Genomic DNA, 25,653 nt, shown 5'->3' on the forward strand with positions numbered 1-25,653 from the left:
CTGTAGCAATTGGCAGGATTTGTTCAGCCTGCAATGCTGGTGATCCGGCTTACATTATTGTATTCGTCTATATAGGCTCTTGGCGAGCGCCCGATTAAATTCTTAAACACCCGGTTGAAGTTGGCGATGCTATTGAAACCTGCTTTATAAGCAATACCTGAAATACAGTCCGGCTTATCATCAGAGACCAGGCTTTTACAGGCATCATTGATCCGCACTTCATTTAAAAAAGAGATGAAGGTATGTCCGGTATGTTTTTTAAAATAGCGGCAAAAAGCCTGAGGGGTCATGTAAGCTGCGTTGGCCACATCCTCCAGGTCTATGCGGTTGTTATAGTTGCGCATAATGAAGTTAATGATGTTGCTGAGCCTCATGCCTTCGTGTTCTGAAAGATTGGAAGCGTAAAAGTCAGGGCAAAGTGGCTCTGCGCCTTCTTCTACCCCTTGAAGTCCCTCCATTAAACTTAGAAAAGCAAATAAAACAGCCGATCCTGTAGCTTCATGCAGCTCTTGTATCCGTTCAGATAACAACGCAGTATGCCTTTCCGGAATTTTAAAGCCATGCTTGTTGTTCTTCAAAAAGGAACTGGCGGCGTTCAACTCGGGCATTTTGAACAGGCCTGCGAGGCGTCCGTCAGGATTGAAAAAGACAGATCTGGCCTTCACACACTTATTTTTATCCCCCATAAAATACTCGGGATTACTTTTAAATAAATGAGGCAGGTTTGCGCCGATTAAAAAAAGATCCCCGGAACGAAAGGCATGCATGTTATTGCCGGCGATGAGGGTACCCTCTCCCCGCTCTACCCAGGTGATCTGCCATTCCTCATGACGGTGAAGGTATTGATAAAAATAAGGTAGCTCAATCTGTTCGGATATTACACTTTTATCATCCGGTACAAGCAAAGTAAAAGGAAGCACTTTCATGGTCGGTTGTTTTAGTTAGCAGTTTGGTTGCTGAGCATCAATTGAGATTAATGTACAGATATTAACAACTACCGAAGAATTCAACAGTAAACAAGTTAAAATACGGTCAACACATGCTAATATACGTCAAGTTAACGCTTATTAATTGCAGGAAATTAGTTGCCTGATACAATTGCTAAAATACAAGCAGTATCGGCGAAATCAGGCAATATCCCATACGGCTTAATTGCCTAATTTTATGACAGTTAAGATAGACACCAATTAAACACTATGAACAGAACCCTTTGCACCAATCTGATAGCGGCGGCATTGCTGTACACTTCATCAGCGCTTGCCCAATCCTATGTACCGCGGTTGAACGATCCCAGGATGGCCGTTAAAAATGCCGTCCCCATTAAAGCCTATGCATTCCAGCTTTCGGAAGTATCGCTTTTAGAAAGCCCCTTCAAAACCGCCATGAATGCAGATGTAGCGTATCTGCTTAAAATAGAGTCAGATCGTTTATTATCTGGCTTCAGGGCCAATGCCGGCTTATCAGAAAAGGCAAAGAAATACGGTGGCTGGGAGTCCGACGGTCTGGCGGGGCATAGCCTTGGCCATTATTTGTCGGCCATTTCCTTTCAATATGCGGCGACAAAAGATGCGGAACTGTTGAAAAGAATCAATTACATCGTAGATGAACTCATTGCTGGTCAACAGGCACGTAAAACCGGATACATAGGCGCGATTCCCAATGAAGACACGATTTGGGCCAGAGTTGCAAAAGGAGATATTGAAACCCGGGGTTTCGACCTGAACGGTGGGTGGGCACCCTGGTATACCGTCCATAAAATCATGGCTGGTTTATTAGATGCCTACCTGTATGCAGGGAATCCAAAAGCTTTAACCGCCGCAAAAGGACTGGCCAAATGGACAGCTGCCACCATTAACCACCTGACGGAGGAACAAATCCAGAAAATGCTCATTTGTGAATATGGTGGCATGGCCGAAACCCTGGTAAATCTATATGCCATTACCGGGGATCAGCAATATCTGGCGCTTTCCTACAAATTCTATGACAAACGGGTTCTGGATCCACTGGCAGAACAGAAAGACATTTTGCCGGGGAAACATTCCAATACCCAGATTCCGAAAGTTATTGCCAGTGCCAGGAGGTATCAGCTGACGGGTGATAAAAAAGATCTGGCGATCGCAGATTTTTTCTGGAAAACAGTAGTCAACCACCATTCTTATGTAACCGGAGGTAATAGCAATTATGAGTATTTATCAGAGCCGGATCAACTGAACGACCGGCTGACGGAGAATACCACGGAAACCTGCAATACCTATAATATGCTGAAACTGACCCAACATCTGTTCACACTTGATCCCTCTTCTACTTTCTTCGACTATTATGAAAAAGGATTGTACAACCATATCCTTGCTTCTCAAAATCACCATACCGGTATGATGTGCTATTTTGTGCCCTTACGCATGGGCGGAAAAAAAGAATACAGCGATGAATTCAATAGCTTTACCTGTTGTGTAGGAACAGGGATGGAAAACCATGTGAAGTATAATGAAAGCATTTACTTTAAAGGCGCAGATGGGAGTTTATATGTAAACCTGTTTATTCCTTCGGTATTGAACTGGAAGGAAAAAGGCCTGAAGATCACACAGGAATCGGCCCTGCCTCATGGAGATAAAACCAGCTTGCTGATCACTGTGGCTAAGGCTTCCAACTTTGCCATCCGAATCAGAAAACCTAAATGGTCGCCTGATGCTAAAATTCTGGTAAACGGAAAATCAGAAAAAGTAACGGAAGAAAACGGTTATTACGTGATCCGGAGAAACTGGAAAAACAACGATAAAATTGAATATACCACGCCTGAAAAATTGTATACGGAGGCCATGCCAGACAACCCTAACCGCAGGGCGGTATTCTATGGTCCGGTACTGTTGGCTGGCGACCTGGGTTTAACGGAACCAGATCCGGTAAAGGGTGTGCCGGTATTTGTAAGTGCGGAACAAGACCCGAAAGAATGGTTAAAAATGGTAGATCAGAAACAACTCAGCTTCAAAACGACGGGAGTTGCAAAACCTCATGATGTGACACTCATCCCTTTCAACCAAACAGAAAATCAGCATTACAGTGTTTATTGGGATGTATTTACGCCTGAACAATGGGTCGTACAGCAAAAACTGTATGAAGAACAAAAACGCATGCAAAAAGAGCTGGACGACAGGACGACGGATCTTTTCAGATTTGGAGAGATGCAACCGGAAAGGGACCATAATTTCTTATCGGAGAAAGCGCAGAGTGGTGAGGAACATGGGAAAAAATGGAGGATGGCCGGAGAGGAAGGGTTCCTTCAGTTTGATATGAAAACAGATCCGAAACTATCCAACACGCTTATCGCTTCCTATTGGGGAATGGACAACCGGGGCCGGAACTTCGAAGTATTTGTGGATGGAACATTGATTGCCACAGAGGATTTGAACAAGTATAAGGAAAGTCGCTTTTATGAGATCTCTTACCCGATACCGGCAACATTGACCAATGGCAAAAATAAAGTAACGGTGAAACTGGTTCCGAAAGCAAAAAACAGCGCAGGACCAATTTATGTGATCCGCGCAGTTAAGCAATAGCGGTTCAGCAATAAACGGGATCAATTCGGTAATAAGGTAAAATACCGAATGTAGAAATGACCAGCCAGGACATCTGGCTGGTCATTTCTATTTTCATTCCAGGAAATTTAGTTCTATTTTAGGCGCACAAGCAATAAAACTATTTACCAATGAAGAGAACGTTTTTAAATCAGGAAGGAGAATCGAACAAACTTTGGACGGTCGAAATATCAGGCACAAGCTATACGGTTACATTTGGTAAAGTGGGCGCAAAACCAAGGGAAAATACGAAGCAGTTTACAGACGAAAATAGTTGTAGCAAAGAAGTGGAAAAACTGATTCTGGACAAGCAGCGTAGCGGTTATAAAGAATTATCAGCGGATCAGGCCATTCCCGAAAAAGCAGCTTCAACCTACAGGCCGATGGACGAAGAAGTATTCTGGGAGGTCATCGCCGCTTTCAATTGGAAAAAGACAGGAGACGATGACGCGGTATTAAAACCAGCGTTAAAGAAACTGGTTGCAATGGAAGTAGCAGACATTCAGGAGTTCGCTGAAATTCTCTCGGAAAAGTTACATCAGCTCGATGGTCTTGCTTATGCTTCCAATATCGGTCCGGATTCTTATAAAGATGGCAAACATTTTTCGGTGGATTATTTCCTTTATGTACGATGTTGTGTGGTGGCAAACGGAAAAGAATATTATCAGCTTGTGGTCAATAACCCCACCGAAATGCCGGAAGAAATGGATTTTGAGGCTTTGCTATATCTGGCAGATGAAGCCTATAATCAAAAAATGGGAACGGAAGATGAGAACTTGTATACCAGGCTTTCCTATGAAACCTATAGCAACGAAAAAGGCTGGCTGGCATAAATCAATATTCCTATCCTAAAGAAAAGAAGCAATCAGATCAGCACTAAAATTCATTTGTTGTACTTACATTTGCGCCTTTGCATATAAAATGTATAAATATTGGAAATTAAAATAAATAAAAAATAAACACGCTTCAATGAAAAGACAATTACTAACATTATTTAGCCTTATCCTTATTATTACCGCCTGCAGCAAGAATGAGTCAAGCCCTACAAATGAAAATAAGGTAAGTTTAGGCAATGATTCTTTGGTCAACCGGTTAAAATTGAAACCTAGTGATAAGCAAGGTCTATCTATTAAATCGCAACTTTTTAAAGACAGTAAAGGTGCTTACCTGGTGGTGGGCGAAAAAAACCAGAAATATTGGTTGGGTTATTTTGACCGCAGTGGGAATGAATTATCCACGAAAACCTTTGATGATGATCCGACTGAAATAAAAGGGCCTTATGGGACAACTATAAAATTGAACTCTATAAATTATTTTGATATTATTGAAGTAAACGGAACCATTTATCTCAACAAGCAACTTAGAGATGGAAACGCTCAGGTTGATCATACTCCATTTGTTGAATCTTTAATCAGGATAAACACAAACGCCCGCGCAATTACAAATGAATATACGGAGGTAAAATTTGATGAAAAGTCTACTTACACCCCATTCATTGGCCCTTGGTTTAATAATACAGTGATTATATCCAAAACAAGTTTAGGCTTGCCAAATGGAAATTCATCAACGACAAATGATATATATTCAGCTGACAATATGTTAGTAGTCTCGTACAAAGGAAGCTTTTTCAGCAAAAAAAACAGAAATTATGTTCCATTGTCTATGACTGAATTTTTAGATCTAAATGAGCCCCGTTTCGTAATAAAAAGAGATATTTCAAATCTTGAAAAGCCAATATTTGGTGCATATCTTTTCCCTTCTCTTGTTGAATCTGACAGAATCACCATCAAAAAGCAAGTTGTCGAAAATAACATTTTAACAGTTGAAGCAGAGGTTTTAAGCTATAATGGAGATAAAAAGAGTTTGACTTCAAAATTAGATGTAAGAACCGGCAAACTATTAAATTAAAAACATCTTATATTTTTAGGTAGTATAAATACGATAGTACTGCAAAAGAATGGCCGGCATAAATGCCGGCCATTTCTCTTTTATTTCACTTTCCATTCGTGAATCCCTGAGGATTGTTCTACTGGTAGTTGAATCTCCAGCTTCAGGGCTTTGGTATTTACCGGTTTAAACTTCAGCACATTAAACTGGTCTTTAGCGATCCCGGAATCGCTGCTGATCTCAACCGGGACCCATTTCCCGGCTTTCAGGTACAGTACCTGATAAGAAACCGGGATGCGGCAACCTCCCCAGGGCTGGTCATCATACCAATAAACTGCTGATTCCGAAACGGTTTGTGCTGCTGCAAAATCATATTGCACATATTCTTTGCTGTTCTTTTTTGGCCACCAGTGCAGATAGGGATAACTGGTATCTTTGGAATCTGCCGGCTCGTATTGATCTCTGATCGCCTCCAGCAAACGCGGATTATCTGAGGAAGAACTCACCTTACTTAGCGAAGCAATGGTGGGTGCAGGTTGCGGACGTGCGGAAGAAGCTTCATAAGGAATCCAAACGGTCATGTCGCTTGGTCCGCGGTTGGCCCAGGCATAATATGGAATGGCAGTTACGTTTTGCTTTACCTCAATCAGTTCGTCTGAATTCAGTTGTCTTTTGGTACCTGTTCCTTCTACCGAGATCTCCTGGATTTCGTTTAATTTATCTTTGTTAAATGCAGTGGTTACCTTTGCATTTTTGTCGACCATGATATTTTGAACCAGGCCATCTTTGTTGTCCGGTCCTTCCAGGCAATACACGATTGGTCCGCGCTGAAAAGCAAATCTGCCCACATCGTCTTTTACCTTTGCATTGGCCAGTACCTTTTCTACCTCCATTGGCAGATCAAGCGTCAGCTGGTCGCCTTTTTTCCATTTGCGTTCTACAACCGCATAACCTTTGACCATTTTATAATTTGCAGGTTCACCGTTTAACAGCAATTTGAAAGCAGCCTTAGGAGCATCCATATAGCGATAAAGGTCGCCTGGTACCGGCGACTGTACCGCCCAGCCGGGGATCCGGATATGAAGGGCAAAAGTGGATGACTTTGCAGGGTTAACCGTTAGGTCTACCTTTCCATTCCATGGGTAGCCTGTGGATTGAGTAAGCGTCACTTTAGTGGCCTTAAGGCTCACATCAGCAGTATTGCTCATAAACAAATTCACATAAAGGTCGTTGTTGTTCTGTGCATAAACATAACCTGGAACAGAAGGCAAAAACCGTGTCATGTTAGAGATACAGCAGGCGCAGGCAAACCAGGCACTGCGCTGGTGTTGATGCATAGAAGCCAGTGGATTTGGGTAAAAGAAACGGTCGCCGCTTAATGATACGCCCGAAAGCAACCCATTGTACAGGGTTCTTTCCAATACGTCCATATATTTTGCATCCCCATGCAGCTGGAACATTCTGCTGTTCCAGTAAATGTTGGCAATGGCCGCACAGGTTTCCGCATAGGCAGACATGTTTGGCAACTGATACGCTTCTCCGAAGGCTTCGCCATTACCCGTAGCGCCGATGCCACCTGTGATGTATAACTTTTTATAGACCACATCTTCCCAGATTTTATCGATGGCATTGAGGTAATTCTGATCGCCAGTCAGCGCGGCAACATCTGCCATTCCGGTATACATATAGGTGGCACGAACGGCATGGCCCACAGCGGTTTTCTGATCAACGACCCTGGCATTCGCCTGATTGTAGGCATCGCCTTTGGGGCCCCTTACGTCGAGGAAAAACTTGGCCAGGTCCAGGTATTTTTGATTTCCCGTAATGCGATACAGGCGAACAAGGCCGATTTCGACAATCTGATGGCCAGGATAGATCTGGAGTTTCCCCGGACCAAAATCCCTGACCAGCAGATCGGCATTTTTGAGCGCGATATTTAATAATGTACGTTTTCCTGTTGCTTCAAAATAAGCGGCCGCAGATTCATATAAATGCCCCGAATTGTAAAGTTCATGACTCAGGTCTTCTTCCTTTTCCCACCTTTTGCTACCCACCCATTCATGGGGCTTCTTTACATTTGCCGTCCGGAAGGTATATAAGTAACCATCTTTTTCCTGTGCTTTGCCGATGATGGTAATCAGGGAATCGATATAACGTTCCATTGCCGGATCTTTCTTCACCTGCATCGCATACGATGCCCCTTCTATGACTTTATAGACATCGGTATCATCAAAGGTAAACTGAGAAAGTGTCCCTCCTTCAACTTCATGTGCCGCCATCCGGAAGTTGTTGATCCGGCCGTTCTCTTCGCACTTCTGCAAAGTATAAGGAATGGTCACCGCAGCATTCACCTGCATCTTTGGTGCCCAGAACTGATCATTTACATGCACATGCGTAAAAGCAACAGGCTGTATGGGATAGTCTTTTTTCTGCTGTGCACTTGCAGGGAGTACCGTCGTTCCGGCAGTCAGTATCAGGAGTAATGATTTCATCTTGGTTGGTTTCATCGTGTGTTTTCTTGAAATATGAGGTCAGGTCTATAGATGTGAATGTAAAAGTATAGAACCGGCCGGTTGATCAATGCTCAAAATTTAACCAGATGAGGTTGTATCTTAACCCTCCCCCCGGATGTACTATTTCACATTCGGTTTTACCTGGTCCAGGATCGGTTTGGCCAATCCGGATAAAGTAGTTTGCTCCGGTTTGTTCAGTTCCAATACGACTATTTCATTTTTTCCTTTCTTTAACCATTCTGCAGGCAGGTAAAGCGTTTGTTGCGGTCCCACTTCCCAGTATTTACCAAGGTTGTTACCGTTTACCCAAACCATACCTTTCCCCCATTTCTGCATGTCCAGATAAGTATCGGCAATGGTGTTCAGGGTAAATGTTCCTTTTCTGACTACAGGGGTATGATCGGCTTTGTAGGCGGACTTGAATTTCAATTGGTTAACCGTAAGGAAAGGCAGTTTAAACATCGTCCAGTTTTTAACTTCAGTACCTGCAAAACTAACAGATGCAGTGATTCCCTTTTTATTTTTAAGCAGGTTAGGTCCGAAGTTGATCCTTCCCTGGTTTTCTACCAAAATATCCAGTGTTACTTTTCCTTTCGGCAAACTGATCGACAGGCTGTCCTGAGCATTTCGGCGATCCAGGGTACCTATACGTTTTCCATTGACCATGATGACCGCATAATCTCTCAGTTCTTTGATTTTCAGCGTTCCTGTTTTGCCTCCGTTTAAGGTACTGCGGTACCAGACAAATCCATAGGCCTGATTCAGGTCTTCGAAAGTCATGGGTTTTAGATTGCGTACAGGATTCGTTAAAAGATCAGCGACTTTGATCGCAGATTGAAACTGAATCGCCGGAATGGTCATGGAAGGTTTTGCTGCCGGAACCTCTGGAAGTGTTTGTCCGGCTGGCAGGTTATTTTGAATCACCGTCCTGAACTTCATGAATTTGTCTGTTGCATTACCGGCTTCATCCAATGGAGCATCATAGTCGTAACTGCTGATCTGCGGTTCATAGGGCGTAGTCTCTTTATAATTGGCGCCATTCATAAAGCCGCGGGTACTGCCTCCATGGAACATGTACATGTTGATGGAAATACCTGCCTTTAATACCGCATCCAGTTTACCGGTATACTTTTCTGCAGGAACGGTATGATGAGGCGTTCCCCACCAGTCGAACCATGCAGGGTACCATTCGGCAATAAAGAATGGGCCTTTACCTTCATTCAGGGCTTTAATTTTGCTTTTCACGATGGCCGGATTGTCCTGTCCGTTGATGGCGGGCAATAAGCCCGGCAAGTGTCCATTGCTCAGGTCTGCTTCCGGATCGCAGGTGTACAGCAATCCGTCGAATCCGGCTTCCTTAAATAATTCTCTATTGATGGAAAGGTATTCTTTATCATTGCTGTAAGAGCCATATTCGTTTTCTACCTGTACCATCAGGATGTTACCACCATGATTGATTTGTAAAGGAGCCAGCTGTTTACCTACTGCTTTAATATAGGTTTCATATTCTTTAAGATACTGCTTTTCTTTGCTTCTTACCTCCAGGCCTTTTTCATTTTGCAGCCAATACGGATATCCTCCAAACTCCCATTCTGCGCAAACATAAGGGCTGGGCCTCAGGATCACCCAAAGGCCTTCTTCTTTGGCAATTCTTACAAATTCGGCGATGTCATTGTTGCCGCTAAAATCGAACTTGTTCTTTTCCGGCTCATGCAGGTTCCAGAACACATAGGTACCTATTGTATTCAGTCCCATGGCTTTGGCCATTTTCATGCGCTGTCTCCAGGCTGCTCTTGGAACCCGGGGATAATGGATCTCTCCGGAGATGATCTGGAAAGGTTTATTGTCCAGCAGAAAGGTGCTGTCGCCCAGAGCGAAAGTATGCTGCTGCGCATTGGCTTTTTCGGTATTGGTTACTATCGCTAAAGGAAGGGCTAGTATGCAAAAGATAGATCTTAAAATTTTCATTTGGGTTTGATTATAGTGCATCGGTTATCAATGTGGTGATCGATTCCGGCAGAATGTGGATGGAATTGGAATTGACCGTTCCAGCCGCCAGACTTAGTCCGGATGAGGTCGTGTATGTTTTAATTTTTCTTTGTTTTTTGCTGATTCCTGTGATTTCCAGGGAAAGTGCTTCTTTTCGGGTGTTGACAATGACGGTGATGATTTTACCCGCATGGCTATAGCTTGAGGTATACACCTGATCGCCATTTTCCATATTCACTGGTAACCGGCGACTTCCCTCAGGGATGAAACGGCTATAATTCCCCATTCCCCAAAGCATTTTGCTTTCTACAACGGTCCCGTCGTTTTTGTCTTTGTTTTTATCCCTGTCGATGTACACCAATCCATCTTTATAATCTCCTGCTGAAATGGCCAGCCACCATTGCCAGGAAGTGGCATTGGCATAGCTGAAATCATGGTGCATTAGTTTTGCGATAAACAATGCCGTGGTCATTCCTGTATCCCTGCCCTCTCCTTTCAACAGGCTATCGCCAAGCACACAATATTCTGACATCCAAAACCGAAGATTTTTCACCTTTTCTACTTCGGCAGCTACTTTTGTTCTGATGCGGATGGAGCGTTCTTCAGAGCTGGTGGTAAAATAGCTGTGTCCTGAAATGCTCCGGTCCAGATTAGACAGATTAGCAAGGTATCCCGGCGATCCGGCATTGAAAAAATAAGAGATCTGCTGGCTTTTAGGGGTGTCTTTATGATCCGTCAGGTAATCCAGTTGCCCTGCATCGGCAATTTGTATTTTAGTATTTACTCCGCCATTCTTTAAAACCGGGCTCAATGTTCTCACCAGTTCTGCGATTTCGGCATTGGTGTAAGGACATCCTTCCTGCTTGCCTTCATCCCATTTCCATTGGGGCTCATTTACGGGGCTAAGGTAATCCAAGGTGATGCCAGTCTGCTTTTTTATGATTTGAATGGTTTTCAGGAGATCCTGAGCAAAGGCATTTTTCTTACTGAAATCGAGGTTGCTTTTACCATCGCCGGAAAAAGCCTTTCCGTTTTTGGTGAAGTTAACATGAGGACTGTTCACGAAACCCAGAAATTTCTTTACCCCTCTTGCTTTTGCGGCATTCATAAACCACATCTGCCCTGGCATTGCCGCCTCGTCATAGGTTCCGTTTAGCTTTAAAAAGGAGGCTTGTCTGCGGGATTTATCTCTGATCCCACTTTCAGTCCCTTGCTGATCGCTTCCGCCACCGATGCTAAAACGCCATAAGTTCAGTCCGATTCCGACCGGATTTCCTTTGGCATCAAAGTCATTGCTAAATAGCAGATCGGCCATTTTCTTTTTTTTCTCTTCGGGCCAAAGGCCGGCATACTGACAGGTCCAGGCATCGGAAGCTCCGAATCCTTCTATCGTTTGCATCGGATGAGCAGCGTCTATCCGGATCCTAACCGGAAGAACATCCTGACCTTTGGTCAGGACCGGCAGCAGCAGCAAAACTGCAAAGGTCATCTTCACCATGACCCGATTTTTAATCTTATACATATCTTCTCAATTGGGATAAAAAACATCCGGAAAGCCAGGCTTTCCGGAGTTTAGGTATTCAAGTGCGTGTGTATTTAAGTGTGTGTATTTAGGCCTCTGTATTTAAAAACCCTAATAAAGCGGGTTTTGGTCCAGCTTATTGCCCGAAGCAAGGATTTCAGCTCTTGGGATCGGTAACCAATAATGCTTGGGCTCAAACTTGCGTCCGTCCAGCGCGATCTTACTGGCAAAACTGAAACTGCCGTCGCCATTTTTAGTGATGATGACTCCACGGCAAGGCAGGTTTTCTGTCACTTCTGCAATTTTCCATCTTCTGACATCGTAAAAACGGTGTTCTTCAAATGCCAGTTCGATCTGACGCTCATGTCTGATCGCCGTACGCATAGCATCTTGTCCCACAGCAATTACTGCCGGCATGTTTACACCTGTTCTGGAACGGATCATATTGATGGCCTGACGCGCGCTGAAGGAAGCCCCGGAAGGAACGGCATCAGGACCATAGGCTTCATTCGCAGCTTCTGCAAAATTGAGCAGGATCTCCGCATACCTGAAATAGATCCAGGGTTGAAAACCCGCATTGCCCCATGGATTTTGCAATGGATAAGCATCATTCATGAACTTTTTAAGGTAGTAACCGGTTTTGGTCGTGTTCCAGTTGTCGTTTCCGTCTCTGCTGTCTTTTCCGCCCGGGATAAAGGTTTCGATATTACGTTCCCGGTAAGCCGCGCCATTGTACAATATGGTCGCCTTAAAACGTGGATCTCGGTTTTCATAAGGTTTTGCCGGATCATATAAAGGATTAGTTGCATTTGCAGGCAAGCCGTTGGTCAGGTCATAGGCCTCCACCATCGTCTGCGTAGGCGTATTTCCTGCCCATCCGCCATAACCATTTGGCCCGTTTGCAATTTCCAGGTGTACATGGTTAGCATTTTTGGTATAAACCCGTTCGAATATAGATTCTGTGCTTTGGTTGATCAGGAACATATTCCCGTAACCGCCCTGATAAATGCTGTATTTGTTTAGCGAGATCACCTGTTGTGCCGCTGTAACGGCAGCTTCCCAGGTCCCTGCTGCATACAATGGACTTGCGGCATATAAGGTTAACCTGGATTTCAGCGCCAACGCTGCACCTTTTGTGGCTCTTCCCCCAACCCAGCTGCCGCTATTGTCCTGAGGTAATTTTGATGCGGCATCATCCAGCTGAGCAACCACATAATCGATCCCTTCTTTGATCGTTGCCCGTTTAAACAAGGCAGGATCTTGTAAGTCGTCTTTTAATCCCATCACCTTATCGCCCATCAGCACTACTTTTCCGTAGTTTCTGATCAGGTCCTGATAGCGGAATGCCCTGATGAATTTGATTTCACCCTCCAGCATCGTTTTATGTGCAGCACTCATCTGGATCTTTGCCAGCACCGTCAATGCGTAATTACATTCACGGATACTGCGGTAACTTCTGCCCCAAATCACGCCCAATGCACCCAGACTTTCCGGTGCCAGCTGCCCTCTCTGGATGATCCAGGTGGCATCGTCATTGTTGTAGATCGATTCGTCCGTTAACGAACTCCACATGCTGTATTCAAAGCCACGGCCAAACCCTGGATTTGTACCATCGGCTTCTTTATCCTGAAGCTTTGTTCCAATGTATTCGTTGGTCACAAAAGCTTCAAATACGGCTGTATCCGATTCCAGTGTATTGGTAGGAATCCGGTCTGTTGCCGTTACGTCCAGAAAATCTTTTTTACATGAACTCAGTGCCAGTACACCGCCTATTAGAATAAAAACTGGTATGCTATATTTGTACTTCATTTTGACAGGATTTAAAATTTAACGTTTGCACCTAAATTGATGATCCTTTGCTGCGGGTAAAACTGACCGCTTTCGCTGTTTCCTTCCGGATCATAATCTTTTACTTTGGTGATGGTAAACAAGTTGAATGCACTCGCAAATAACCGGACTCCCGAAATCTTGATCTTCGACAGGAACTCCCCTTTCAGGTTATACGCCAGCTCCACGTTTTTAAGTCGCAGGAAAGAAGCGTTGTTTAGCCAGAAGGTATTTCTATACCCTCCGCCACTGATCGCATTGGATGCGCGTTCGGTCACTTTCGGATAACTGCCGTTCGGATTGGTCGGACTAAACCTGTTGTCGGCCCAGCTGCTGTAGAAGTTTCCGATGCTGCCTGATTCCGGTAATACATATTGGCTTACCTGTGTCTGGCCTGCAAATAACACCGACAGGTCGAAGTTTTTATAAGAAGCATTGAAGTTAAAACCATAAATGATCTGAGGGATGTTGCCATATTTCTGACGCGTCATGTCGTCCGCATTCAGGACACCATCACCATTAAAATCCTGGAATTTCAGGTCGCCTACCTTTGCACCCGGAACATGTGGGTAATTGTCCAGGTCTGCCTGTGTACGGAACAACCCGATGCTGTTGTACAACAGGTAACTGTTTAAAGGACCTCCGGTTTCTCTCTGGTAAGCCAAAGTACCGGATGCTTCATCAACGAAGATGATTTTGCTCTTGGCATAAGTGATATTACCAGACAGGCCCCAGTTGAACTCAGATCCACGGTGGGCATAACCTAATGTACCTTCAAAACCTTCGCTATTTACTTTACCAATGTTTTCTGAAGGAACCAATGGGTTATAATTTGCACTTCTGTCATTGTAAGGATTCACAATTCCCGATGAACCAGGAAGAGAAGCATTTCTTGCTGCCAGGATATCAGACCTTTGTTGTTTGAAATAGATCGCCTCCAATGTAAAGTTCTGTAAGAAGGTGGCATTGATACCGATATCCAGTTTTTTAGATACTTCCCAGGTGATGTCCGGATTGGCCAGTTTAGATAACCCTACTCCCGGTTGAATCGTTGGGGTTCCACCCGGTGCCTGTGCGACAAATCCGTTGTTGATCAAAATGTAATTGTCGTAGAACTGGAATCCTTTCACGTTGTCATTTCCCAATGAACCATAGGAAGCCCTCAGTTTCAGTTCGTCAAAGAACTTCACATTTTCACTAAACCACCTTTCCTTATTGATGCGCCATCCGGCAGAAACTGATGGAAAAGATCCCCACTGCTTCCCTTTCGCAAAAATAGATGATCCATCCCGGCGAAGCTGACCTTCAAACAGGTATTTGTCGTCGTAAGCATAGGCAATTCTGCTGATGATACTTCTGCGGGTATAATTAGAGCTATAACCAGAATTCAGAAAATCTGTTGCTGCTGTTCCACCCTGCGACAATTCCGGCAACTGGGTAGACAGGTAATTGAAACGCTCTGCATCAAAATACTCGATGTTGTTTTTACTTTGTTCAAAACCTACAAAAGCATTGATGTCGTGAAGACCGAAGCGACGTGCGAAGTTCAGCTTCACATTGGAAGTCAGCAGGTATTCTCTTTGCTGAGACTCTTTAAGTGTCGCTTTTTTGTTGTTACCGCCATAGATGTCAGACTTATAAGTATCCGAGCCTGGCTGGTATTCGTACAATAGATACGGTTTATTAAAAGTTTTAGTGAAGACATTCGATTTATCTACAGAGAAAAATCCATCTGCCGACAAGCCTTCGATCCCAGGGATCTGGTAGCTGCCTTTCAGGATCGCATTCAATACCTGTGTAGGGTTATTGCTGGTTCCGCCTAAATCTGTGGCCAGTACAGCAGGGTTTGCCCCTTCTATCCCTCTGGTAGGAAATCCATTCGGATAGAATGCAGCTACAATTGGTTTGGCCCTGTAAATGGAACGGAACAAATCGCCCGCACCTGTGATTGGGAATTTTCTATTTTCTTCTCTTCCCGCAAGCGATAAACCTACTTTAAGTCGTTTGCTCACGTTGGCATCTACATTTGAACGGAAATTGTATTGTTTGTAATTGGCTACGCCGTTTTTATACAAGCCGTCCTGGTTGATCATCCCGAGCGAAACATAATATTTCACATCTTCAGTTCCTCCCGTTACGGACAGGCTATGTTGACTTTGTTTGGTGACATCTTTAAGGACGGTTTTTGCCCAGTCTGTATTTGGAAAAAGCAAAGGATCAGAACCGTCTCTGAATTTCTGGATTTGCGCTTCGCTATAAGATTGGTTCATGCCTCCTGAAGGACTGGAATCGAAATTGATCTCATTCATCAGTTGTGCATAGGTTGCCGCATCTGCCAGTTTTGGTAAACGTGTTGGCGAGCTAAAGCCCTGGTTAAAGCTATAGCTGATGGAAGGTTTTCCTGTTTTCCCCCTTTTGGTCGTTACGAGAATAACCCCGTTTGCCGCACGGTTACCATAAATCGCAGCCGAGGCATCTTTTAACACAGAAACACTTTCGATGTCGTTCGGATCCAGACGTTCCAGTCCGCCGATTTGTCCGGGAATTCCATCAACCACTACCAGGACACTATTGCTACCTGTAGTCGCTTGTCCGCGGATGGTAATGTTTGAACCATCATAGCCAGGCTCTCCACCTCTGTTATTGACGATTACCCCGGAGAACCTTCCTGCAAGTGAATTGGATAAATTGGGTTGCGGACTTTTTACCAGGTCTGCGCCTTTGATCTGAGAGATCGACCCGGTTACGGTTTCCTTCTTTTGTGTACCATAACCCACCACGATGAGTTCGTTTAAGGATCTGGAATCGGGTGATAGTTTTGCGTCGAGCACAGATTTCCCTGTAACCGGAAGTTCCAGGTTGGTATAACCCACATAGCTAAATACGAGAATCGCATTGTCGGCGGGAACTTTAATGGAATACTTTCCCTGTGCATTGGTAATAGCCGCGGTTGTCGTACCTTTTACCAGTACACTGACCCCCGGCAATGTACCTCCCTTTTCATCGTAGACAGTTCCAGTTACTACATTTTGGCGAAAATTGACCGTCAGCCGCTCGGAAGCTTGCGTGGACTGGGCAGAAAGCAGCAACGCATTTATAGCAGTTACTACAACAGCCCTTTTTGTCATCAGCCAAAACGGAGTATACACGTTTTGTATAACTTTTCTCATATCGTTTATATTTGGTTTTAGGATTAGCTCATCAACTGTTAGCCCTAAAATCTGATGAAATCTGACTGTGCGCACAGCCCGGTTACAGATATAGGTATCCTGTTGACAGAAGCTAAATTCGATGGTTTTAAACAGAATTCAGGGGGGCAAACTGAGAATATGTGAGGGGTAAAAATGCGTTTTTTGCAGGAAAGCCGGATTATTTTTTCTTGAGCTCTTTGCTCAGGGTGATGTTGTTGGAAAAGTTCTTCCGGTATTTCCGAATGTAATCTGAAGGATTCATGTTGAACAGTTTATTGAATTGTTCCCTGAAATACTTAATGTCGTTGATGCCAACCATAAACATCGTTTCTGAAATGGTGTTGTCTGTATTGATAAAAATTTCCGCTGCTTTTCTCAGACGAATGAAACGGATGAAGCTGTTGGACGACCTTCCGGAAATGGACTTTATTTTATTGAACAAGCTGGAACGGGAAATGCCAATCTCTTCTGCAAGGACCTGAATATTGAAATTGGGATCGGTGATGTGTTGCTCTACAATCCGGATACATTCCTGCAGAAAGTCCCGGTATTCCGCAGAGATTTTTGAGGTGGTCGGGTTTAGGGTGATCTCGTTATAGAAATACTTCTGCAGACTGTTTTTGCTTTTCAGGATTCCGGCCACTCTGGCTACGAGCAGGTCTTTATCAAAAGGCTTGCTGATGTAATCGTCTGCACCGATTTCCAGGCCCTTCAGTTTAATCTCCGGAGAAGAACTGGCGGTCAGCAACACTACCGGGATATGGCTTAAAGCCGCATCTTCTTTCACCAGGCTACAGATTTCTATTCCGCTGATGCCTTGCATCATCACATCACTGATGATAAAATCGGGCAATAACTCCCTGATCATCGTCATCCCTTCTTCTCCGCTTGTGGCTACATGCAAATGATAATAAGGTTTGAAAATACTGACCAAATAATCCCTGATCGATTTATTATCATCAATGATCAGTATGGTTTTCTTTTCTGAAGCCAGCGCTTCTTCCTGCGGTTCAGCAATGACCTGTTCTTCTTCAGGCCCTGTGTTGCCTTCCTCTTCTGCCAGCTCCATCAGCAACATGGAACTGCTTTCCGAAACAGGAATCACCTGATCGGGATGGATATGGTCTTTTCCTTTCTGCAGGCTGATGACAAAAGTAGTTCCCTGATTGGGTACACTCGTATAGGTAATGGAACCGCCATGGTTTTCTATGAAATTACGGACCAGGAACAATCCGATGCCAAAGCCAGTCCTCAAAGAACTGTTTTCATCTGTTTCCTGGTAAAATCTGTTATAAATTTTCTCACCTGCAGCTTCAGGGATGCCACAACCGGTATCGATCACCTTAATCGTCAGCTGATCATCTATTTCCAGGGTTTCAAGCCTTACACTCCCCCCTTCCGGTGTAAATTTAATCGCATTTGACAACAGATTAAATATGGCAATTTCCAGTTTTTCGCGGTCGGCATAGATCCAGATGTGATCGGATGAACTCACAAAATCGTAGGCAATCCCCCTTGAATTGGCCTGATGGGAAAAGCAGAGGTACACTTCTTTACAAAGGTTGACCATGTCCAGGTCTGCTGCCTTCAGTTTATCCGCTTGGGCATCTGCTTTCCTGAAGAGCAGAAGCTGATCTACCAGACTCAGCAGTCGTTTTGCATTCCTGTATACGATATTGAGGTTGCTCGTATCCACGTTTTTATCGTCATGGTACAGCAGTTCCTTGATCGGATTGATGATCAGGGTTAATGGGGTCCGGAACTCATGGGAGATATTCGTAAAGAAAGAGAGTTTCTTTTCATTGAGTTCCTTTTCCTTTTCACTTTCTATGCTCGCTACTTTTATTTTGTATTTCAGGTCGGCCTGTTTATTCCGATAAAGCAGGTACAGGTAAATGAGCAGCGCAATGCTGGCTGCATACAGCGTGTAGGCCCACCAGGTCCAATACCATGGCGGACGAATGCTGATGACCAACACCTTTCCCTGTTCATTCCAGACGCCATCATTATTTGATGCCCTGATCCAGAGCTTATAAGTGCCCGGATTTAAGTTCGTATAAGTGGCTTTTCTTTGTGTTCCTACATGGTTCCATTTTTTATCAAAGCCAACCAATTTATAAGCGTATTCATTTTTTTCCGGATAGCGGTAGTTGAGCCCAACAAATTCAAAGGAGAACACACTTTGCTCATAATCAAGCGTCAGTTCGGTGCTGAGGTTCAGGTTTTGTTTTAATGGCCCGTTCGGATCCGGGACTACCGATTTGTTAAACAACTGAAAATCTGTAAAATAAACAGGTGGGATGATTTTATTGAATGGAATAGCCAATGGATCAAACCTGATCAGGCCCAATGCTCCGGCGAGGTAAATCTCTTTTCCATCGTTCCCCAATACGGAGTTCACGTACACTCCATCAGCTTCGTCAAAATTCCGCACCTTCAATTCTTTGGGATCAAATTTGGAGAGTCCGCTTTCCGTAACTACCCAGATGTTGCCGTTGCGGTCTTCTGTAATGTCCCTGAATACGTTGCTGGCAAAGCCATCTTTTGTTGAATAGACCACAAATTTCTGGTCCTTAGCCTCCACTTTATTCAGCCCGTCTGGTGTAGCTATCCAGATATTTTGCCGGGAATCCTGAAATAAACCTCTGATGATGTTGCTGCTGATTCCACCATTGGAGCGCTCTGCAGTGCGAAAAACCTGGAAACGTTCCGTCCGCGGATTAAAACGGTTCAGACCACCTCCGTAAGTCCCGATCCAGATGTATCCTTTTTGATCTTTTAACAAAGAATACAGGTGGTTATTGCTCAAAGCATATGGATCATTCTTATTGCTGTAATAATGTTTGAAAGTATTATTATGACTATTGTAAATTTTAAGCCCCGCATCGGTAGCCAGGTAATAGATTCCGGGCTCCACCTCCAGGATATCCCGAAAAACATCCTCATTGAACAGGCTCCCTAAAGCGGAATGGTGGTCATGATGAGAAAATGTTTTCCGCTCTGGGTCATAGCTGTCAAATCCATCTTCGGTAAGGATCCATAGCGTTCCCTTAGCATCGAAATACAGCTTACTGATGTCGTTACTTTCCAGACTGTTGTGCGTTCCGTTTTTCTTAAATGCCGACAGCTTTCCGGATTTGTAATCGAAGGTATACAGTCCTTTATTCGTTCCGACCCAGATCTGATTGTCTTTACTCGCAAGGCTTTTTACTTCCGCATCCCCAAGTTTAAGCGCTTTGAGGTCAAACTTGTATTGTTTACTATCTATCTTTAGAAAACCGTTCTTTGCATTGATCCAGATGATGCCATCCCGGTCTTTGTAAGCATCGCCAAAGGCATAATTGACCAGATTTTTTATCGGCTCCCATTTGTTGCTTTCGGTATCCAGCCAATGAAAGCCGTTGCTTCCGCCAACCAGTAAAGTATTGCCCGAGACCGGAAGTATGCTATAAATGCCGGTATTGTTTTTATCCGGAGCTTTAATCGCACTGAAAGTCTGTGTTTTAAGGTCAAAACGAAATAAACCGTTCCAATAGGTCCCTATCCAGATCGCATCTTTTTCATCGTAGGCGATTGCCCATACATCGTTCGGATTCTTAAATCCCGGCAATTGCTTTTGTTGAAAGTTTTTGAATTGCTGTGTGCGTTTATCGAAGCTGTTTAATCCCCCACTCCAGTTCCCCAGCCACAGCTTACCCGCCCTGTCTTCAATAATTGAATTGACAGATTTACCGACCATTGCATTCGGCGATTTTTGATTGGGCTGATAAACGGTAAAGGATTTCGTGGCTTCTTGGTACCTGTTAAAGCCATCATCGGTCCCTACCCAGATGATGCCCTGTCTGTCGCAAAGCAGAGACCATATTTTGTTGTTGCTGATGGAGGAAGCAATGGATTCGTTGTGATAAAAGGATTGGAATTTTTCCGTCAGCGGATCCATCACGTTTAATCCGTCCATGGTGCCTACCCATAGCCTGCCTTTGCGGTCTTCTACGATGGTACTGATGAAGTTGTTGCTGATCGAGGACCTGTCGCCAGGCTTATGGTAAAATATTTTGAAGGTGTAACCATCAAAACGACAAAGACCGTTTTCGGTACCTACCCAGATAAAGCCTCTTTTATCCTTGAATGTAGCCGTTGTATTTTTAGAAGGAAGACCATCAGAAATGGTATAAGTTTTAAGCGCATAATTGCCATAAGGAGATTTGCCATTCTCTGCTGGCCATGACTGCGCTTTAAGGTTTAGCGACTGAACCAAAAAATACGCAACAAGAATAAGAGTTTGTAGTAAACGCATTTTTGGCTGGCTGTTGTTTTTTTAGGATTCAAATGTAACAAAATAGTCGGTGGACCGGCTATAATAAACGAAATCGCCAGCATACTTCTTTCCTCAGGGTGATTTGAGAGAGAGCAGTATGCTGACGAAAACAGGGGTTATTAAGCGTATTATTTAGGAATCAAACGGTTTACTATGGCGTATACGCACCGCTATAGGAAGTCATTCCGTCTTTTCTCATCGCTTCGATAATCAGACAGTTGTAGACATAATCCCAGCTTGAAGTCACCTCGGAATTCTGGTTCAAACCATAAGGCCACCAATGTTGCGTATCGCCACTCAGCTGTACATCAACGTTGCTGTTCTGGATTTTTTTCAATAGCGCATTGACATGTTCGCCCTGATATTTGCCAGCTATAATTTTCCCCGACCACCAGGTTGAAGTTCCTGTTCCAAGCGTATGGTTCATTTCATGCAGCATGGTCCTGATGTTCTGAACTCCTGTACTCGCACCAAATCTCATCCAGCCTTCATTGTTGGCATCGGCAGTGGGTACTCCCGGATCATAGTTCAGGTAAACATGTTTGGTTGCGGAGGTGAAATTTTTGATATACCAGCTGGCACTATCGATGGGCATTTGTAGCCGGTCGTAGGCCGCCAACTGCTCTGCAGTAGGGTTTGTTGCCTTATTGAAGGTATAAGTCATTTTACCTGCAGGGATCGTTTTAAAGGTAACATCAGCACTATAGCTTACGCCTTTTGCGTTGATGGCATAGGCGCGCACATGGTACGTTGTTTTTTCATTCAATCCTTTGACCATTGTACGGAATTTACCCGTTCCGGTGCTGTTGTGTTTTAACTTGTTGTTGCTGATGGTTGGGTTCGCGGTAGTACTCCAGCAAATTCCCTTTTCAGTCACAGCATTGCCCCCATCGGTCAGCACCTCGACATCTGTTGCGGCCAGCGTAGATCCGATGATAAACATCGGGGTAAAGGAGAAGGTCGCGCTGACTACATCTGCGGTATTGAGTTCCATTTCGTTGCCATAAGCAATGCCTGCACTATTTTTAGCGAAAGCCCTGACATAGTATTTGGTAGAGGCCGTTAGTCCGCTCAGCCTTGCCACAAATTCACCTGAACCGGACACGCTGGTAGGTACAACGGTCAGGTCTGCGATGGTCGGATTAGGGCTAAGGCCATAACAGATTCCTCTTTCCGTAACGGATGCCCCGCCATTGGCAGAGATCATTCCTCCGGTGGTTGCGGAAACCGTGGTAATACTGGTAAATGCAGCGGTTGTTAAGGTCGGAATTATGGCGGTACTTAGTACTGATTCCGTGTTTTCTTTTTTGATGGGAAGCGCTCCCTTCTTACAACTTTCCGCTACAATTAACAAAATTACAACGTTGAATATCAATAATTTAGTTTTCATAATGTTTATTAATGATTTAATTAGAATAGGCAGTTACATACACATTTCTTCCCTTCATGACCGCGGTCTTCAAAGACCTTGGCGCGGTACCGCTATCCCCTCCCATCTGCATATTGATGATCAGCCAGAAAGGCTTGCCGACAAAGTTTGCGGTATGGGTATCGGTCTTCACATTGTCGACGTAATAGGCAATACTGACATCGGTCGACGAGGTCTTTTCCATTACAATTTTATAGTTGTGCCAGTCCTGAGGCTTGGGAACTGCGCTTAACTTATTTTGCCAGGACAGGTGTTTCCAGTCTGGTCCGGTAGCTGTGTTTTGCCAGGTGGTATCTGTGCCTTTAAACTCCATAATGTCGCTCTCCGGTGGCCAGCTTTCTGAGCCTGTGATCCAGAATGCAGGCCAGGTCCCCTTGTTTGAAGGCACCTGAAAATCGCCGCTGATGATCCATCTGGGTTTCGCTTCGCTGACGATTATTTTATCTTTCAGATGAACGGCACCGGAATGGTAGAAGATCCTTAGTTTGGGATCGGCAGTGCTGTTACCTTCCCAGGTTTCGTGGCGGTTCGCCTTAATCTGCAGCACGCCTCCGGAAAGTATGGAAACCTGCTTTTTATACATCCTCGCAGCACCATTGTGGTCCGTACCCCAGGGGTAGAACATATTCCAGCGTGATTTAAACTTATCCGGACTGTTAAACGAACCCGAGTCAAGTAAAATGATTGGTTTTTGAGGGCCGGATGCCGCTGAGGGCATTGCATTTTGCTGTGCAATTACAGCTTGTTTTGTGCAGAAAAGCAGGGACATCAAACTGATGAAATAGATCTTTTTGTAGCGCATGATTGATAAATAAGGAGATTAGTTTTCAATAGAGATTAAAAGGAATCTGGTCGTTCAGCTGGTGTACTGACGGATGTACTGAACGACCAGATCCTTTGATTCAGAACAGGTTACAAGTTCTGAATGGTATAAAGGCGAACGTTTCCAATTTTGGTATAGTAGCCGTTGGCCGCCATCGTAGCGGCGAAACCGATCGATACCTGGGTGGTTTGCGTTAAGGTAAATTCTAACTTCACCGTGGCAGTGGCCGGTTGAGGGTTTAAGATCCCATATTTAATGGCAGCAGTTGGAATATTGGCAACCAGCGGCAATGAGCTACCTGCGCCTACCGCAATGTACCTTGTCCCTCCAGCATTCTGATCCAGACCATTTGCTTCAAAAGAATAGGTTCCGGCAGGCAGGCTAACCGTTTGATAAATCAACGCGTCTGTTATCCCCGGAAGTCCCCAGCCTGCTTCAAAAGAAATCATCCCTGAACCGTTTCTGAATTCATAACTCCCGTAAGTATTGTTCACGTTTTTCGCTCCCGCGCTTGTGGTCCAGTCGGCCACTAAACCCCATCTGGAATTATCCCAGCTAGATCTGGAAAAATTACCACCCGCATTCTTAAGATAGGTATTGGTCACGTTTATCTTAAGGAATGCTGGTGCAACGATCTGCCTTGTGCTGACCGCTGAATAGAAGGTATCTACGCTGATCGTGTCCGGTAAAAACAGGGTTTTGTAATTGATGGTAGAACCGTATTTGAAATCCTTCAAGGCAATCCTGGAAGAATCTATAGGAATCCGGACCGTAGCAGATTGATTGTTGAGTTTCGTATAGGTAATATCTGTTGCAAATACCCCTGTTAAGCGATCCATCCCCAGCCAATCCACCGTAGTGATGCCTGTAGTTTCATCTGTCTTTGCAGCGGTAATGTCTCTGTTTGTCAACCCTGCCTGGTATCGGCTTCCATAGGTCCGCCCGGAAGTATTTACCGGGATCGAACGGTTTCCTGCCGCATCGTAGGTATAAATCACAAAGTTCTGAAAACCTTCAGTGGCAATATTGACAAATCTATGAATCGTATCAGCGATCATTTCTTTCGTCACCGGTATCACCAGCGAATCTTTTTTATTGTTCCAGAAGACCCTGCATTCTACAATTTTAGGGTCTGAGGTGATCATGCCTTTGATCATGACTCTGTTTTTTCCCGAATAAACCTTCACAGAATCCAGTTTACCGATATAGGAAATCTCGCCATCTTTAACGAATTCTTTGTACTTATCCGCCTTTTCGCAAGAGGCCAGGGATATGGTCATCATCGCAAGCAGCAATAAGCGAGGCTGCTTAAACAAGCGACTTAATATGTTGTTTTTCATCTTTATAAGATTAAATTTCTGGGTCATTAACTATCTTGGATCACCATAAACCTGAACTTCCGCCACCGACATAAAGGTGGTACCCTGCCAGTTTTTATTGTTCCTGATGCGGAGGTATCTTACTTTAGGTGCGCCAATTTTAAGGCTGTAACTGAATCCTGCATTTGCTGCAGCGTAGTCCTCTCCTGTCTGCACACCGTAAGCACTTCCTGATGGCTTTTTAGCCTGAAAGGTTCCCATTAGCGTCCAATTGTTAAAACTGCCATCGGCTGGTGGATTATCAGAGCCCCATATTTCAAACTGGTTTACACCACCTCCATAATAGTAGGTTCTTCCGGCATTCAGGTATTCAGGATAATCCCAGATCATGATCCTGCTCAGGGTGGCTGGTTTCCCCAGATCAAAGGTGACCCATTGAGGCGTCAGGATCGTCGTCTTTGTCAGCGAGATCCTTGGCCAGTCCATGATATTTCCATCCCACATATAACTCAGACTGGTAGAGGTATATTCCTGTGTCGCATCCGTAGGCAAGGTAATCGGACGATAGTCTGTTTTAGGAAGTGCCGTCTCGTACAGTGGTTTCAGCGTCGCATATAAAGTATCACTATAGTTGAGCCAGCGGTCTCTGATCGTGATCGCAAACTTCTGTGAGACCGTATCAAAACCACGTACCGACTGATCGATATCAATCACTTTGGTATAGATATTTTTCGCGCTGGGAACATATTTCCCCTCTTTCTGAACCAGGACTTCAATGGCAAGATCAGACTGAAAAGTATTCTTTGCCGTCAGCTTGATACCAGCAAAATCAGCGATTACTCCCAGGCTTCTATATACAGACCAGATGGCATTCTCCAGCGGTTTAACTTTAACCTCCACAGGTGTGGAAGCTACTTCACTGCGGTTTACCGAATAAAGTTTAACCGTATGTTCGTCTGTATCACCGAAACCAACAACTTCAAGTGAGCTGTTGTAAATCGACGACTTGACCTCGTATTCCTTTCCACTGCTCAGCGTGTAGACTGCTTTCACATATAAAAGGTCTTTTTCATTTGGTAAAGAATAGGTGATTTTGGCCTTTCCAGGACCATTTTCCACACTTATATTCGACACTATACCTGGTGGGGTCTGATTGTCTGTTAAAGGCAACAATTCATCTTCTTTACAACCTTGGTTAAGTATGATCAGTCCCAAGAAAAAGGAGACCAGCTTTATCATATTATTATTTCTCATGTTCTTCAG

Annotated in this window: 14 protein-coding genes; 3 read left to right on the forward strand and 11 right to left on the reverse strand. The window is 44.3% G+C overall.

Features of this window, described 5'->3' with window-relative positions:
* Nucleotides 1–23: 23 nt before the first annotated feature.
* Entirely contained in the window at nt 24–926 is a 903-nt protein-coding gene (locus BLQ87_RS14045; protein WP_074607699.1) for an AraC family transcriptional regulator, read from the reverse strand.
* A 270-nt stretch (nt 927–1,196) separates the two neighbouring features.
* Here BLQ87_RS14045 and BLQ87_RS14050 point away from each other — a divergent pair, with 270 nt between their 5' ends.
* The 3 genes from BLQ87_RS14050 (at nt 1,197) to BLQ87_RS14065 (ending at nt 5,480) form a co-directional block, all read left to right on the forward strand.
* Entirely contained in the window at nt 1,197–3,554 is a 2,358-nt protein-coding gene (locus BLQ87_RS14050; RefSeq protein WP_074607701.1) for a glycoside hydrolase family 127 protein, read from the forward strand.
* A 149-nt stretch (nt 3,555–3,703) separates the two neighbouring features.
* Entirely contained in the window at nt 3,704–4,405 is a 702-nt protein-coding gene (locus BLQ87_RS33195; protein ID WP_083361863.1) for a DUF4240 domain-containing protein, read from the forward strand.
* A 136-nt stretch (nt 4,406–4,541) separates the two neighbouring features.
* The gene (locus tag BLQ87_RS14065) at nt 4,542–5,480 is read left to right on the forward strand and encodes a hypothetical protein (RefSeq protein WP_074607703.1); all 939 of its coding nucleotides are present in this window, start codon (nt 4,542–4,544) and stop codon (nt 5,478–5,480) included.
* A gap of 80 nt (nt 5,481–5,560) precedes the next feature.
* Here BLQ87_RS14065 and BLQ87_RS14070 read toward each other — a convergent pair whose 3' ends face one another.
* The 10 genes from BLQ87_RS14070 to BLQ87_RS14115 form a co-directional block, all read right to left on the reverse strand.
* On the reverse strand, nt 5,561–7,951 hold the full coding sequence (locus BLQ87_RS14070; protein WP_074607951.1) for a glycoside hydrolase family 127 protein: 2,391 nt from the start codon (nt 7,949–7,951) through the stop codon (nt 5,561–5,563).
* Between the two features lie 141 nt (nt 7,952–8,092).
* The gene (locus BLQ87_RS14075; RefSeq protein ID WP_074607954.1) at nt 8,093–9,940 is read right to left on the reverse strand and encodes a glycoside hydrolase family 35 protein; all 1,848 of its coding nucleotides are present in this window, start codon (nt 9,938–9,940) and stop codon (nt 8,093–8,095) included.
* Nucleotides 9,941–9,950: 10 nt separating this feature from the next.
* Nucleotides 9,951–11,483 (reverse strand): glycoside hydrolase, encoded by a 1,533-nt coding sequence (locus BLQ87_RS14080; RefSeq protein WP_083361864.1) that lies wholly within the window; start codon nt 11,481–11,483, stop codon nt 9,951–9,953.
* Between the two features lie 111 nt (nt 11,484–11,594).
* Entirely contained in the window at nt 11,595–13,292 is a 1,698-nt protein-coding gene (locus BLQ87_RS14085; RefSeq protein ID WP_074607705.1) for a RagB/SusD family nutrient uptake outer membrane protein, read from the reverse strand.
* A gap of 11 nt (nt 13,293–13,303) precedes the next feature.
* On the reverse strand, nt 13,304–16,480 hold the full coding sequence (locus BLQ87_RS14090; protein ID WP_074607708.1) for a SusC/RagA family TonB-linked outer membrane protein: 3,177 nt from the start codon (nt 16,478–16,480) through the stop codon (nt 13,304–13,306).
* A gap of 199 nt (nt 16,481–16,679) precedes the next feature.
* Nucleotides 16,680–20,798, reverse strand: coding sequence for a hybrid sensor histidine kinase/response regulator transcription factor (locus BLQ87_RS14095; RefSeq protein ID WP_074607710.1), 4,119 nt, complete (start codon nt 20,796–20,798; stop codon nt 16,680–16,682).
* A 172-nt stretch (nt 20,799–20,970) separates the two neighbouring features.
* Entirely contained in the window at nt 20,971–22,209 is a 1,239-nt protein-coding gene (locus tag BLQ87_RS14100; protein ID WP_074607713.1) for a hypothetical protein, read from the reverse strand.
* 16 nt (nt 22,210–22,225) lie between these two features.
* Nucleotides 22,226–23,050: a glycoside hydrolase family 16 protein gene (locus tag BLQ87_RS14105; protein ID WP_074607715.1), complete on the reverse strand. Its 825-nt coding sequence runs from the start codon at nt 23,048–23,050 to the stop codon at nt 22,226–22,228.
* Between the two features lie 110 nt (nt 23,051–23,160).
* On the reverse strand, nt 23,161–24,411 hold the full coding sequence (locus BLQ87_RS14110; protein WP_172664913.1) for a DUF4998 domain-containing protein: 1,251 nt from the start codon (nt 24,409–24,411) through the stop codon (nt 23,161–23,163).
* Nucleotides 24,412–24,441: 30 nt separating this feature from the next.
* On the reverse strand, nt 24,442–25,644 hold the full coding sequence (locus BLQ87_RS14115; RefSeq protein WP_074607958.1) for a DUF5000 domain-containing lipoprotein: 1,203 nt from the start codon (nt 25,642–25,644) through the stop codon (nt 24,442–24,444).
* Nucleotides 25,645–25,653 lie beyond the last annotated feature (9 nt).

It is taken from the genome of Pedobacter steynii, assembly GCF_900103665.1.
Lineage (GTDB): Bacteria > Bacteroidota > Bacteroidia > Sphingobacteriales > Sphingobacteriaceae > Pedobacter > Pedobacter steynii.